Here is a 14,026-nt window from a genome sequence, read left to right on the forward strand (position 1 = left end):
CCTCTCCCGCTTGCGGGAGAGGGGCCGGGGGAGAGGGCGGCGTTTGCAAGAGCGGGTCCGCCAAGTAACGATTGGTAGCCGTGTGGAGCGCCCCAAGGGCGGGCCACACCGTCCCGCGATGCGAAGCGAGCCGTGTGGGTGTACCGGCCGTATGGGGCGCCTCGGGATCCGGCGGAAAGAGCGGAAAAGAGGGACCCATGTTTGAGTATCGCCTTAAGGCGATGCGAGTTTGGGTCCCGGCCGCTCTTTTCGCCGGATCCCGAGGGGGTGTCGCCCCATCCGGCGCGCCTTTTTTGCCTACTTTTTTGGCAAGACAAAAAAGTAGGTCGCCCCCCGCAGGGGGGTGAAACCGCCTTTGACTTTAGGCTTTTGAAGTTGAAGTTGAAGTTGAAGTTGAAGTTGAAGTTGAATTTAAGCCCTCCTGAAGCCAGAGATCCTTTGACTTAACCCAAAACACCCCAATATCCCCCGGTACCCAGAGCCAAACCAAATTCCGCCAAACGGCAAAGAAACCACCCACCCCCAAACCGGCTCCAACAAGCCAAGCCCCCGAACAACCCTGTATCCCCATCATGCCCATCTTCCCCACCCTCCCTGAATGGCTATCCCATCTCGAATCCGCCCATCCGGTGGGCATCGACATGGGCCTGGCGCGTATCACCCGCGTCAAGGAAGCCCTGGGGCTGCGCATTGATGCCGTGGTGTTCACCGTCGGCGGCACCAACGGCAAGGGCTCCACCTGCGCCATGCTGGAGCGCATCCTGCTGGAGGCCGGCTACAAGGTGGGTTGCCATACCTCGCCGCACCTGATTTCGTTTAACGAGCGCGCCCGCATCAATGGCGAGTTCGCTACCGATGCGCAACTGCTGCCGCATTTCGAGGCGGTGGAGCGCGCGCGCACCAGCTTTGCCGATCCGGTGAGCCTGACGTATTTCGAGTTCACCACGCTGGCGATCATCCATGCCTTCGCCGCGGCAGGGCTCGACGCGATGATCCTGGAGGTGGGGCTGGGCGGCCGGTTGGACGCGGTGAACGTGATCGATACCGATTGCGCCATCTTGACCAGCGTGGACATCGACCATACGCAGTACCTGGGCGACACGCGCGAAAAGATCGGCTACGAGAAGGCCGGTATCTTCCGTCCCGGCGTGCCGGCCATCGTGGCGGACCCGATGCCGCCGAAGTCGGTGATCGAGCATGCCGAGGCCATCGGCGCGGACCTCTGGCTGGTGGGCCGGGATTTCCAGCATCAGGCTGCCAAGGGCCAGGAGCGCCAGCAGTGGGACTGGAGCGGCCGCGAGCGCAAGCTCAACGGGCTGGGTTATCCGGCCCTGCGAGGCGCCAATCAGTTGCTCAACGCCTCGGCCGCGCTGGCGGCGCTGCAGGCCATGCGTCCGCGCCTGCCGGTCAGCGCGCAGGAAGTGCGCAAYGGGCTGGCCTTCGTCGAACTGCCGGGGCGCTTCCAGGTCATGCCGGGACGCCCGGCGGTGATCCTGGATGTGGCGCACAATCCGCACGCAGCCGCCACGCTGGGGCAGAACCTCGAGAACATGGGCTTCTTCCGCTACACCTATGCGGTGTTCGGCGCGATGGAGGACAAGGATATCGCCGGCGTACTGCGCCATCTGGCCGACAAGGTCGACCACTGGTGCCTGTGCGACCTGCCGACGCCGCGTGCGGCCAGCGCGGCGGATCTGCTGGAGAAGCTGGAGGAGGGCGGTTTCCATCCCGGCCCCGATGCTACGGCGGCCTGCTTTCCCAGCCCGGAGGCGGCTTACCGGGATGCCCTCGGCAGAGCGACCGAGGATGATAGAATTCTGGTCTTCGGATCGTTCTACACCGTGGCGGGCGTGATGGCATATCGCGCTACCCGGGCAAATTGAGTCGCGCGGCCGCCGGGCAGTTTTCCGGGGCTAACACCGGGGCAAATCGCCGCGCAATCTGAGCGACAATTTCAACGGCCGGTTTCCGGCCGTCGCACCGAACCAATCTATGGGCCTGCTTTCGCTGTTTTCTTCCCGCAAGGGCAACGCCCCGGCACCGGAGCGCACTCGCCGCTCGCGTTCGGATCCGGGTGCAGGCATCGCTTCGTCGCGACGCCTGGCCGAGGAGTACGCAGACGACACGCTCGACCCGGAATTCCCGCAGAAGCAGCGGGCGCGCCGGCGCCTGATCGGCGCCGTGGTGCTGACGGCAGCTGCCGTCATCGTGCTGCCGATCGTATTCGAGACCCAGCCAAGGCCAGTCGTCGACAATATCTCGGTAAAGATCGATGGTGGCCCGGGCGGGGCCGGCGGCAAGGTGAAGCCCGATGCCCGCAAGGCGGATCCGTTGCCGCCCGCGCCGCAATCCAGGCTCGACAGCCAGGCGCTCGATGCCGGCGAGGAACTGGTTGCCGATGCGGCACCGGCCAAGCCTGCCGTCGCGGCAGCGGCGCCTGCCGAGAAGGCCGCGGACAAACCGGTTGTCCGCGCGGATGCCAAGCCCGGCAGCGGCAAGTTCCTGGTATTGATCGGCGCCTTTTCCTCCGAGGTAAAGGCCAAGGAGTGGCTGAGCAAGCTCAAGGCGGGCAAAGTGCCGGCCTACATCGAGAAAAAGACACTGGCCGACGGCGAGCGCGTGCTCTTGCGTGCCGGCCCTTTTTCGGATCGCGATGCGGCTGATGCCGCCGAAAAGCGAGTGCGCGCCGTGGGCCTGACCGCCAAGGTGGTCGAACAGTAATGCCAAGGGCGGGCTGGACCAAACGCCAGCCGCCATACCGGGGCACCGGGGACACCGTATTACGCATGCAGCCGACTTTTTTCGATTACAGCGTTGTTTTCATCCTGATTGCCTCAGGCCTGATCGGCGTGTTGCGCGGGCTGGTGCGAGAGGTGCTCTCGCTGATCGGCTGGGTGGTGGCGTTCCTGGTGGCCTACCATTTCGCGGGTACCGCGGCAGGCTGGATTCCCGAATCGGTACCGGGCGGTCAGCTGGCGCGCAGCGCACTGGGCTTCGGGGTGCTGTTCATCGGCACCGTGATTGCTGCGGCACTTGCCGGTACGGTGTTGGGCCAGTTGCTCGAAAGTACCGGGCTCAAGCCCGCCGACCGCGGCCTTGGGCTGGTGTTCGGGCTTGTGCGCGGCGCACTGGTGGTGATGTTCGTGGTGACTCTGGCCGGGCTCACCAAGCTGCCCGAGGAGGCGTTCTGGCGCGATGCGCTGTCCCGGCCCTACGTGATGGAGGCGATGGAGTCGCTGCGGCCGTGGCTGCCGCCCGAAGTCGCCAAATACGTCAAGACATGACATGAGGCCGGGCAGACCGTCCGGCTGGTAGTACGCAGGCTCTGCCCTACAGGGTGGGGCCGCCCCGATTCAAACGCCTTTCCTGGGAGCTTGGCATGTGCGGTATCGTCGGTGTGGTTTCCTCCACGCCCGTTAACCAATTGATTTACGACAGCCTGCTGCTGTTGCAACACCGCGGACAGGATGCAGCCGGCATCGCTACCGCAAATGGCAGCACCTTCCACATGCACAAGGCCAATGGCCTGGTGCGCGACGTGTTTCGCACGCGCAATATGCGCGGCCTGCCCGGTGCCGCCGGCATCGGCCAGGTGCGTTACCCCACCGCCGGTTCGGCCTCGAGCGAGGAAGAAGCCCAACCGTTCTATGTCAACGCGCCTTACGGCGTGATCCTGGCCCATAACGGCAACCTCACCAACTGGAAGCAGTTGCACGAGGAACTGTTCAGCCGCGACCGCCGCCACATCAACACGCACTCCGATACCGAAGTGCTGCTCAACGTGCTGGCTGACGAGCTGCAACGCGCCAGCAGCGGCCTTGCGCTGGACCCGGCCACGATCTTCAAGGCCGTGGCGGGCATGCACCGCCGTGTGCGTGGCTCGTACGCCATTGCTGCGCAGATCGCCGGCTACGGCATGCTGGCCGTGCGCGATCCGTTCGGTATCCGTCCGCTATGCCTGGGCAGCGTGGAAACGCCGACCGGCAAGGAATGGATGGTGGCATCGGAGTCGGTGGCACTCGAAGGCATCGGCTACAAGCTCGAGCGCGACGTGGCGCCCGGCGAGGCCATCTTCATCGACCTCGACGGCAATCTCTACACCCAGCAGTGCGCCGATAACCCGGTGCTGACGCCGTGTATCTTCGAGTACGTCTACCTGGCACGCCCGGATTCGTGCATCGATGGCGTGCCGGTGTACGACGCGCGCCTGCGCATGGGCGATTACCTTGCCGAAAAGATTCGCACCGAAGTCTCCGCGGGCGATATCGACGTGGTGATGCCGATCCCCGATTCTAGCCGTCCGGCCGCCATGCAGGTGGCCAACAAGCTGGGCGTGAACTATCGCGAGGGCTTCTTCAAGAACCGCTATATCGGCCGCACCTTCATCATGCCCGGCCAGGCGGTGCGCAAGAAGTCGGTGCGCCAGAAGCTCAACGCCATGGGTGTGGAGTTCAAGGGCAAGAACGTGCTGATCGTGGACGATTCCATCGTGCGCGGCACTACCTCTTTCGAAATCGTGCAGATGGCCCGTGACGCCGGCGCCAACAAGGTGATCTTCGCCTCGGCCGCGCCGCCGGTGAAGTTCCCCAATGTGTACGGCATCGATATGCCCACGCGCAGCGAGCTGGTCGCCTACGGCCGCAGCCACGAAGAGATCGCCAGGATCATCGGCGCCGACAAGCTGGTCTACCAGGATGTCGAAGCGATGAAGCAGGCGGTGCGCGACATCAACCCGGCGCTGAAGGACTTCGATGCATCGTGCTTCGATGGCCGCTACATCACCGGCGATATCGACGAAGCCTACCTGGAGCGCCTGGAAACCGCGCGCAGCCAGGCCGATCGCGACGGCACCGGTGGCCTCGGTGACGGCGAGCGCTCGCAGCTGCACTTGCAGCGCTCGGGCGGTAACGAGTAAGACGCGGCGCACCCGCGGCATACCCGCGGAGTTGACGCAGGGCGGGGCCCGGCCGTAACATTGCCGGGCGTCGATTTGATTGTCAGCTTGCGGACGCGGGTCCTGCCGGAGTTTGGTTCTTATCCCGGAACAGGAAATTGCCCGTCACAGGGAAATGCCCGAAACAGCTAAAGCGGAACACCGGCTTACCGGTTGTGCGCAGCAAAGGCACAATGGCAAGCCGGCTTCCCGCCGCAGCGCGGGGCCTATCCCCAGAACACAAGCAGCCCGTCGATTCGGCCCCCGGCCAATGATCGTACGGGCTTTTTTATTGCTGCCGCCAGTGCGCGGCCAGGCTCACCTCTTACACAGATAACCGCGCGGGTACTACCGCCTCCCCATCATGAACGAACCGCTTCCTCTCGACTCCCTCGACATCGATACGCTCGGCGTGCGCGCCGGCACCATGCGCAGCGAGTTCATGGAGCACTCGGAGGCGATGTACCTGACCTCCAGCTTCTGCTTCAACAGCGCTGCCGAGGCCGCCGAACGCTTCGCCAATTCGGAAACGGGATTTACGTACTCGCGATTCACCAATCCCACCGTGGCCATGTTCCAGAGCCGCCTGGCCGCGCTGGAAGGGGCCGAGGCCTGCATGGCGACCGCGTCCGGAATGAGCGCGATCATGTCGGTGGTGATGTCGTCGATGCAGGCGGGCGACCACCTGGTCAGCTCGCGCGCCATCTTCGGCTCGACCATGACGCTGTTCTCCAATATCTTCGCCAAGTTTGGCGTCGAGACGACCTTCGTCGATGGCACCGACCTGGCGGCTTGGCGCGCGGCGGTCAAGCCGAACACCAAGTTGTTCTTCCTGGAGACGCCGTCCAACCCGTTGACCGAAGTGGCCGACATTGCCGCGGTGGCGGACATCGCCCACAACGCTGGCGCGCTGCTGGTGGTGGATAACTGCTTCTGTTCGCCGGCCCTGCAGCAGCCGATGAAGTTCGGCGCCGACATCGTGGTGCACTCGGCCACCAAGCATATCGATGGGCAGGGCCGCGTGCTGGGCGGCGCGGTGCTAGGCACGCACGATTTCATCATGGGCAAGGTTTTTCCCTTCGTGCGCACGGCCGGCCCCACACTGTCGGCCTTCAATGCGTGGGTGCTGCTAAAGGGCATGGAAACGCTGGCGATCCGCATGGAACGCCACAGCGCCAGCGCGCTGGCGCTGGCCGAGTTCCTGGAGTCGCATCCGGCCGTGGCGCGCGTGTATCACCCGGCGCTGAAATCCCATCCGCAGTATGAAGTCGCCCAGCGCCAGCAGAGCGGCGGCGGTGCCATCGTGTCGTTCGAACTCAAGGGCGAGACGCCGGAGCAGCAGCGCGCCAATGCCTGGCGCGTGATCGACAACACCCGCCTGTGCTCGATCACCGGCAACCTTGGCGACACGCGTACCACCGTGACCCATCCCTACACCACCACGCATGCACGCGTCAGCCCGGAAGCCAAGGCCGCGGCGGGCATCGGCGAAGGGCTGATCCGGCTGGCGGTGGGGCTGGAGTCGGTGGCGGACCTGAAGGCAGACCTGCTGCGCGGCCTGCAGGACTGAGGCAGCCACGGCTGCCGCGATGGCGGCCGTGGCGATAGCAGATAGGCAAGGGCCGCCCAGGCGCCTTGGCGCGCCGGCGCCGCTGCTGTCCACTGGTGAATGCGAGGCGGCCCCGCCAATGCGACAGGATGGCGGTGACCGGCTGGGATGGCAGGACGTTCCCCGGCCGGCGTTCAGCGCAGCAAGCGCCGGCGTAGCAGCATCAGCGCGACCACCAGGGCCACTGCCGCGTAAGCGCCGAGCACAATCAGGTGCAGCGCCAGGTTGTCGATTGGACGCCCGAGCATGATGGGGCGGATCAGGGCCACCGCGTGCGCCAGTGGCAGCACCTGGGTGGCGGCTTGCGCCCCCGCGGGCAATTGCTCCAACGGGAAGAATACGCCGGAAAGCAGCAGCATCGGCGTCATCACCAGCGTCTGGTAGAACATGAAGAAGTCGTAGCTGGGCGCAAGCGCGGTGACGATCATGGCCAGGCTGGCGAACGCGATGCCGGCCAGCACGATCACGGGCAACGCCAGCAGCGCTCCCGGCAACCGCGCATAGCCGAGCGCGCCCGCCACCAGCATGATGGCAAGGCCCGACAGCACGGCTTTGCTGGCGGCCCACATGATCTCGCCCAGGACCACATCGCCCAGTGTCAGTGGCGCGTGCATGATGGCTTCCCAGGTGCGCTGCACATGCATGCGCGAGAAGGCGGAATACATGGACTCGAAGCTCGCCGACATCATTACGCTCGACGCCGTGGTGCCGGCCGCGAGGAAGGCGATGTAGGGCACGCCGTTGACCTGCCCGACCAGCAGGCCAAGACCGAGGCCGAGGCCGAACAGGTAGATCATCGGATCGGCCAGGTTGCCGATCATGGAGGGGATCGCCAGCTTCTTCCACACCATGAAGTTGCGGTACCAGACCATGGTCCAGTTGCGCATGTTCATCGGCAGCAGCGGCTGCGGGTAATGCTGCCGCTGCATGGGGGCATGCCGCGGCGCGGCGGCGGCCGGCGCGGCTGCGGGGCGGGGGTCTTGTTCGCTCATGTTCAGTCCGTTGTCGGTCCCGGGTCAGTCGCGCATCTCGCGGCCAGTCAGCTTGAGGAAGACGTCTTCCAGGTTGGCGGGTCGATGCAGGTAACGCACGCCGGTCCGGCCATGCAGGGCGGCCAGCAGCGGCGCCGGTTCCTTCACATAGCAGAACAGCGTCTCGCCGCTCATCTCGGTACGCGTTGCGAGCGGGTGCAGTTCGCCGCGCAAGGGGGCGAGGTTGTCGCCATACACTTCCACCACATCGCAGCCGATCTGGCTGTCGATCAATTCATGCGGCTTGCCTTCGGCGATCTTGCGGCCGCTGTCGATTACGCACAGGTAGTTGCACAGGCGCTCGGCCTCCTCCATGAAGTGCGTGGTCAGCAGGATGGTCTTGCCGCTGGCCAGCAGCGACTTGAGGCGTTCCCAGATCAGGTGGCGCGCCTGGGGGTCGAGCCCGGTGGTGGGCTCGTCCATCACCAGCAGGTCGGGGTCGTTGATCAGCGCGCGCGCCACCGTCAGGCGCCGGCGCATGCCGCCCGAGAGGTCCCGCACTTGCGCCCCGGCACGGCTTTCGAGCCGTGCGAACTCCAGCAGTGCGGGCACGCGGCGTTCGATTTCGGCGCGCTCCAGGCCGAAGTAGCGGCCAAAGATGCGCAGGTTCTCCACCACGGTGAAGTCGGGGTCGAGGTTGTCGAACTGCGGTACCACGCCCACGCGCATGCGGGCCTGCGGCGCGCGCTCCGGAATTGGCTCGCCGCATAGCGTGAGCGTCCCCGAGGCCGGCGTGGTCAGGCCCAGCAGCAGGCGCAGCGTGGTGGTCTTGCCGGCCCCGTTCGGGCCCAGCAGGCCGAAGCACTGGCCGCGTTGCACGCTCAGGCTGAGATCGTCGACCACGACCGTTTCGCCGTATTGCTTGCTTACATTGCGTAGTTCGAGAATGGCAGTCAAGGCAGGAACGAGGGTGAGGTGCGCCACGGGCGCAATATCCGCCATTATGCAGGCAGTGGCGCGGATGCTTTGTGGCGCATTGCAGCAAGAATTCGCGGATGCGGTTATCTTGCCGGTTCGCTGCCGCAGCGCATGGCCAGGGAACTGGCCGAGAGGGCAGGAGCGCAAGACAACGAACCGAAGCAAACCATGGAGACAAGACAATGAGTGCGCAAGACACACTGGCCCAGTGGCAGGAAGCTGAGCGCGTCGCGCGTGCGCGGCTGGGCGAGCCCGGCGTGGCGACGCTGGCGCAGTTGAGCGAGCGTGCCGGGCTGCAGTTTTTCGAGGATATGATGGCCGGCAAGCTGCCGGGCGCGCCGATCGCGCAACTGATGGACTTCGTCCCTGTGGAGTTCGAGGCAGGGCGCTTCGTATTCCAGGGCACACCCGGCGCGCAGCATTACAACCCGATCGGTAGCGTGCACGGCGGCTACGCCGCGACCTTGCTCGATTCCTGCGTGGGTTGCGCTGTCCACACCATGTTGCCGGCGGGCAAGGGCTATACCACCCTGGAACTGAAGGTGAATTATGTGCGCCCGCTGACTACCAAGACCGGTCCGATCCGCGCGGAGGGCAAGGTCATCAGCCTGACCACGCAGATCGGCATTGCCGAGGGCCGCATCATCGACACGCAGGGTAAGCTGTACGCTTACGCCACCACAACCTGCCTGGTATTCCCAATGCCGGCAGGCTGATGCGGGCAACAGCTACGCATGAATGCAAGGGGGGGCAAGGCGGAAGGGAATAGCACCATGCGCTAAAGACGTACGCATGCATTTCGCCGGCCGTACTCGATCCTGGCGGAAAGATGGGCAGGGCGGTATCAGGGCCGGTCGACGAATGTCGGGCCCGTTAAGGGCCCGACAGCCAACGGCGCTGCTAAAACGACAAAATCCGCCAGGCGTGGCTGGCGGATTTTATGCAGCCGGCGGCAGATCGCGTCTGAGCGCGTTCGCCGCTTGCGGTGCCGAAATCAGTACATCTTCTTCGGCAGCATCTGCATGCGCAGACGCTTGCGAAGGCGCGATTCCGCGGCTTTCTTCTTGCGCTTGCGCTCGGTCGTGGGCTTCTCGTAAGCGGTACGGCTCTTGAGTTCAACGATCAGGCCGGTCTGGAGGATGGCCCTACGGAAACGMCGCATTGCAACTTCAACGGGYTCACCSGGTTTCAAGACGATCTTAGTCAATTCTGTCCTTTAGCATTGCCGCAAAGCGGCGGGTTCAAACGGGGGAAACATTGGCCGCTTCAGGACCCTTCTTGCCCTGTTGCGACTGGTATTGCACTCGCTGGTTATCTTGCAGCGGAGCACCCCCGCGAACCTGAGAGATGTGGACGAACAAGTCCTTGCCACCAGCGTCCGGGGTGATGAAGCCAAAACCCTTCTGGGCGTTGAAGAACTTGACGGTACCAGTTTCCATGGAAAAATCCTTTTTTGAGCGCAAAGAATGCGCCCACTTGCTTTTACACGTTTACGTAAACGCTGTCAAGAAAGCTTGCTGAAAACGCTTTGCAAATCCACGAGAGTGGCGTATAGTACGCCCCTCTGACGCGGGGTGGAGCAGTTGGCAGCTCGTCGGGCTCATAACCCGAAGGTCGCAGGTTCAAGTCCTGCCCCCGCAACCAGGCGATATTCTACTCAAAAGTCCGCCAGTAGTCCGGCGGGCTTTTTTGTTTTGCGTGCCTGCGCCTTTTGCGTCACCGGGACGTCTACACGTATCAGTCAGTGCTAACAAGTGCCAACAGGCGCCATCAGGCGCCATCAGGCACAGACCATCGCCAGCCAGCCCGCCGCCGCACAGGCGCCCACCCAGGAAAGCACCACGGCCGCGATCGTCGACCACTTCATGGGCGGCCTTCCGCAGGCGAGGGATTTGTGGGTTCCGGACGTTTCATTACGCATCTCCTCAAGCCCCTTCAAGCCGCCTGCGCGCTGACGGCAACGGCTGGCTCATCCATGGCGGGCAACGTGATCACGAATCGCGCCCCCCCTGCACTGCCGCTGTCCAGCCCGACCTGGCCGCCATGCAGCAGCGCGATGCGCCGCACGATGGCCAGCCCCAGGCCGAAGCCGCCCGTGTGCCGATTGCGGCTGGAATCCGGCCGATGGAAAGGCTCGAAAATGCGGGCGCGTTCCTCCGGCACCACGCCGGGCCCGTCGTCCTCCACCGTCAGGCACAGGGTGCCAGCGGCATCCGTCTCGGCGCGCAACTGGATGGCGCTGCGCGCATAGCGGGTGGCGTTGCGGCACAGGTTGAGGAGCGCCCGCGCCACCTGCCGAGGATCGCAGACGTGGTGTGGCAGGGGACCACTGGCGAGCACGGACAGGGTCAGCTTGTGGTCGGCCACCTCGTTGGCGACGCTGGCCGCCACGCTGTCGATCAGCTCGCCGACCGAAACCCGCATCAGCATCATCGGGGCCGCACCCTGCTCGAGCTGGCCGAGCGTCAGCAACTCGGTGACCAGTTCATCAAGCTCGCGCACGTCGCGGCGCAGGTCTTCCAGGCGCTGGGCCTGACGTGCCTGCTCTTCCTCGCCGGCGCCGGCCGACTGCAACAGCGCAATGCCAAATTCAAGCCGGGCGATCGGTGTCTTCAGCTCGTGCGAGATGCCGTGCATCATTTCCCGCTGGTGCACGATCGACGCTTCGATCTGCTCCGCCATTTCATTGAATTGCATTGCCAGCTCCGAGATATTGGAGCGCCTGGGCAGGTCGGCGCGGGTTGACAGCTTGCCGCGGCCGAAATCCCTGGCCGCCTGCTGCAGCTTGTCCAGGTCGCGCCAGTGGTACCAGACCCATGCCACGATCGAGAGCAGCGTGGCGAAAGCAATCAATGCATAGGCCACCACGTCGACGTTGGTGTTGTCCACGTCCACGCTGTGCGCATGCAGTACCTGCCCGTCGCGCAGCGGCAGGTAATAGTCCTTGGCATCGTAGCTCAGCACCAGCTTGCCGTCGGCGATATCCTGGCGCTGGCGCGCATCCAGCCGGCTCAGTTCGGCGGCGTCGGCCAGCTTGAACCGTTCGAGCGCATGCGCCTGGAGCTTTTCCAGCGCGCCCTTGCGCAACTCGCCCGGGTGCTGGGCGAGGTATTCGGACAGGACGAACGCATAACCCTGACGATTCACGCGTTCGCTCTCGGTGAATTGCTCGTGGAACAGCGGAATGAAGGTGTAGTTGATGGCGACCACCGCCGCGGCGGCAGCCAGCATCACCAGCAAATAGAGCTTCAGTAGCGAGCGGACCATTCATTCCTCCCATGCCGATGGGCTGAACAAGTAGCCGCGGCCCCAGATGGTCTTGATCTTGTGCGGCTCGGGCGAAGCGTCCTCGAAGCGGCGGCGCAGCCGGGAGATGCCAGAGTCGACGGTCCGGTCGATGCCGTCGAATTCGATGCCGCGCAGCTCCTTGAGGATGTCGTCGCGGCTCAGTACGGTGCCGGCGGCGCGTGCCAGGATCAGCAGCAGGTTGAACTCGGTGGTCTTCAGGTCCACTTCCTGTCCGCGCCAGGTGACCTGCCGGTTAGGCGGTGAAATCACCAGCGCGCCGAATACTAGTTCGTGGTCCCTTTGCATTGGCGTGGCGGGCACGGCGACCCGCTCGGCGGCGGCGCGCCGCAGCAGGGCGCGGGCCCGCGCTACCAGCAGCCTGGGCTCGATGGGCTTGACCACATAGTCGTCGGCGCCGATCTCCAGCCCCGCCACCTGGTCGTAGGTGTCCACGCGCGCAGTCAGGATCAGCACGGGCACGCGCGAGAAGGCGCGAATGCCGCGGCAGACTTCCATGCCGTCCATGTGGGGGAGCATCAGATCGAGGATGACCAGGGCGGGCCGGTGGGCCTGGACGGCCGCTACCGCGATATCGCCGCGCCGCACCACCTCCACCGTGAACTCGTAATTGCTCAGGTACTCGCTGACAAGTTGCGCAAGGCGGTCATCGTCCTCGACCAGCAATACCTTGTACTTGGCCATGGCGTCGTTCATGACAGGCTTCCCAGGGGCCGAAAAACGCCGATTCTATCCGGCCAGCGGCCCGCGTTGGGGGCCGGAGACGCTTCCGGACAAATTTGCACATTTGAACAAGATTTCGCTCTATTTCAGGACAGACATCGCGGCGTGCCGTCCCTAATCTGCGTGCTTCGACATCAAGGCGGAGCATCGGTGGAACAGCAAACAAGACAACAGGGGCAAGCGCCAGGCAAGCCAGCGCGTTTCGGCATGAGTCCGGTCAACTACGCCTTCTGAGGAGAGCGCCATGATGTGGGATTGGCACGCCAGCCCGGCAGCGCGGGATCTTGCTGTCCGGCCGCATGTCTGCGACATACGCCTGCCCGGCGTCGACAGCCTGTTACTGACCGGCGCCACCGGCTTTATCGGCGGCAATGTGATGGTGGCCGCCATCAATGCCGGCCTTGCGCGGCGCTTGCTCTGCCTGGTGCGGGGCAGCGATACGGCAGACGCGCTGGCACGCCTGCGCGAGAACGCCGTCCAGTGCGGCCTGCTGCGCAGCCGCGTGAACTGGCTCACGGAGGATAACGTGCTGCTCGGCGCGCTGGACAGCGATTTCCCGCCCGCCGTCGTGGCTCGGCTGTCAGGTGTCTCGCAGGTGATCAACTGCGCGGCGATGGCCTCGTTCTCGACAGACCCGCAGGTCACGCGCATCAACGTGCGAGACACGCTGCGCTTTGCCTCTCGCTTTGCCGGCAGTACCGCCCTGCGGCGTTTTGTCCATGTCGGTACCGCGATGGCTTGCGGCACGCAGCGCGGTACCAGGGTTTCGGAGCAGGATGCCGGGCATGACGACACCAGCCACCTGGTGCCCTACACGCGCAGCAAGCAGGAAGTGGAGGTGCTGCTGCGCCGAAGCCTGCCGGACCTGCCGCTGGTGGTGGCGCGGCCCTCCATCGTGGTCGGGCACACCGTGCTGGGCACGCAGCCGTCGGCCAGCATCTTCTGGCTGTTCCGGATCATCCACCAGGCGCGCCGCTATACCGCCGGCCCGCATACCCGCATCGACGTGATCTCGGCGGACGACTGCGCGCAGGCCTTGTTGCGGCTGGCGGTCAAGCCCGGCCTGCGCTTCGATGCCTACCATCTTTCTGCGGGCGCGCGCGCACCGACCATCGCGCAGGTGGTAGCCGCCATGGATGAGGCCGCCGCGAGCGAGGACGCGCCGGCTTACCGCAAGTGCCCGGCCAGCGAGCTTCCGGCCCTGGCGCTGGATGTGGCGCGTACCGAGCGCATCAGCAACCGCCGCCTGATCGAACGTGCCCTGCGGCTGTATGCGGGCTTTGCCGAACTCGGCTATGTGTTCGACAACCGGCGCATCCGGGAGGAGATCAATTTCGAGCCGTTGTCGATTACCGATTACGTCAGCGAGTGCATGCGTACCTCGCGCGGGGTTGGCATCCTTGAACAAATGAGCTGGGACTTCAAGTCATGATTGCCGCGCGCTCCACGTTCGTCATGCTCTGGTGACGTGATTCAGGCGGTACTTGTCTGCGGCGGCTGCGTTTC

General features: G+C 64.8%; 13 protein-coding genes and 1 tRNA gene. 8 read left to right on the plus strand and 6 right to left on the minus strand.

Features of this window, described 5'->3' with window-relative positions; translation table 11 throughout:
• Positions 1–572: 572 nt before the first annotated feature.
• The 5 genes from folC to AC1DT6_RS07930 all read left to right on the plus strand — a co-directional run bounded on the left by folC (position 573) and on the right by AC1DT6_RS07930 (position 6,503).
• Positions 573–1,883: a bifunctional tetrahydrofolate synthase/dihydrofolate synthase gene (gene folC / locus AC1DT6_RS07910; protein WP_441634685.1), complete on the plus strand. Its 1,311-nt coding sequence runs from the start codon at positions 573–575 to the stop codon at positions 1,881–1,883.
• 109 nt (positions 1,884–1,992) lie between these two features.
• The gene (locus tag AC1DT6_RS07915; protein WP_441634687.1) at positions 1,993–2,721 is read left to right on the plus strand and encodes an SPOR domain-containing protein; all 729 of its coding nucleotides are present in this window, start codon (positions 1,993–1,995) and stop codon (positions 2,719–2,721) included.
• A gap of 65 nt (positions 2,722–2,786) precedes the next feature.
• Positions 2,787–3,284, plus strand: coding sequence for a CvpA family protein (locus AC1DT6_RS07920; protein WP_441634689.1), 498 nt, complete (start codon positions 2,787–2,789; stop codon positions 3,282–3,284).
• Positions 3,285–3,379: 95 nt separating this feature from the next.
• Complete coding sequence (gene purF, locus AC1DT6_RS07925; protein ID WP_441634691.1) at positions 3,380–4,915, plus strand: amidophosphoribosyltransferase; 1,536 nt, start codon at positions 3,380–3,382, stop codon at positions 4,913–4,915.
• 382 nt (positions 4,916–5,297) lie between these two features.
• Positions 5,298–6,503, plus strand: coding sequence for an O-succinylhomoserine sulfhydrylase (locus AC1DT6_RS07930; protein WP_441634693.1), 1,206 nt, complete (start codon positions 5,298–5,300; stop codon positions 6,501–6,503).
• Between the two features lie 173 nt (positions 6,504–6,676).
• Here the strand turns inward: AC1DT6_RS07930 and AC1DT6_RS07935 are convergent, their stop codons facing one another.
• Together AC1DT6_RS07935 and nodI are read right to left on the minus strand one after the other, a co-directional pair.
• Positions 6,677–7,534 carry an ABC transporter permease gene (locus AC1DT6_RS07935; protein ID WP_276289436.1) on the minus strand — a complete coding sequence of 286 codons (858 nt, stop codon included), beginning with the start codon at positions 7,532–7,534 and terminating at the stop codon, positions 6,677–6,679.
• Between the two features lie 24 nt (positions 7,535–7,558).
• Positions 7,559–8,470, minus strand: coding sequence for a nodulation factor ABC transporter ATP-binding protein NodI (nodI, locus tag AC1DT6_RS07940; RefSeq protein WP_441634732.1), 912 nt, complete (start codon positions 8,468–8,470; stop codon positions 7,559–7,561).
• Between the two features lie 203 nt (positions 8,471–8,673).
• On the opposite strand from nodI, the gene AC1DT6_RS07945 reads away from it, so the two are divergent.
• Entirely contained in the window at positions 8,674–9,207 is a 534-nt protein-coding gene (locus tag AC1DT6_RS07945) for a PaaI family thioesterase (RefSeq protein WP_441634695.1), read from the plus strand.
• A gap of 278 nt (positions 9,208–9,485) precedes the next feature.
• Here AC1DT6_RS07945 and rpsU read toward each other — a convergent pair whose 3' ends face one another.
• The gene (gene rpsU / locus AC1DT6_RS07950; RefSeq protein ID WP_006158571.1) at positions 9,486–9,698 is read right to left on the minus strand and encodes a 30S ribosomal protein S21; all 213 of its coding nucleotides are present in this window, start codon (positions 9,696–9,698) and stop codon (positions 9,486–9,488) included.
• 34 nt (positions 9,699–9,732) lie between these two features.
• The gene (locus tag AC1DT6_RS07955; protein ID WP_006158572.1) at positions 9,733–9,930 is read right to left on the minus strand and encodes a cold-shock protein; all 198 of its coding nucleotides are present in this window, start codon (positions 9,928–9,930) and stop codon (positions 9,733–9,735) included.
• 129 nt (positions 9,931–10,059) lie between these two features.
• Here AC1DT6_RS07955 and AC1DT6_RS07960 point away from each other — a divergent pair.
• A tRNA-Met gene (locus AC1DT6_RS07960) sits at positions 10,060–10,135 on the plus strand.
• Positions 10,136–10,426: 291 nt separating this feature from the next.
• On the opposite strand, the gene AC1DT6_RS07965 is transcribed toward AC1DT6_RS07960, so the two are convergent.
• Complete coding sequence (locus tag AC1DT6_RS07965; RefSeq protein WP_441634697.1) at positions 10,427–11,758, minus strand: ATP-binding protein; 1,332 nt, start codon at positions 11,756–11,758, stop codon at positions 10,427–10,429.
• Positions 11,759–12,493 carry a response regulator gene (locus AC1DT6_RS07970; RefSeq protein ID WP_441634699.1) on the minus strand — a complete coding sequence of 245 codons (735 nt, stop codon included), beginning with the start codon at positions 12,491–12,493 and terminating at the stop codon, positions 11,759–11,761.
• Between the two features lie 271 nt (positions 12,494–12,764).
• Here AC1DT6_RS07970 and AC1DT6_RS07975 point away from each other — a divergent pair, with 271 nt between their 5' ends.
• Complete coding sequence (locus AC1DT6_RS07975) at positions 12,765–13,952, plus strand: SDR family oxidoreductase (RefSeq protein ID WP_441634701.1); 1,188 nt, start codon at positions 12,765–12,767, stop codon at positions 13,950–13,952.
• Positions 13,953–14,026: the final 74 nt, after the last annotated feature.

This window comes from Cupriavidus sp. 01L45 (assembly GCF_056399885.1).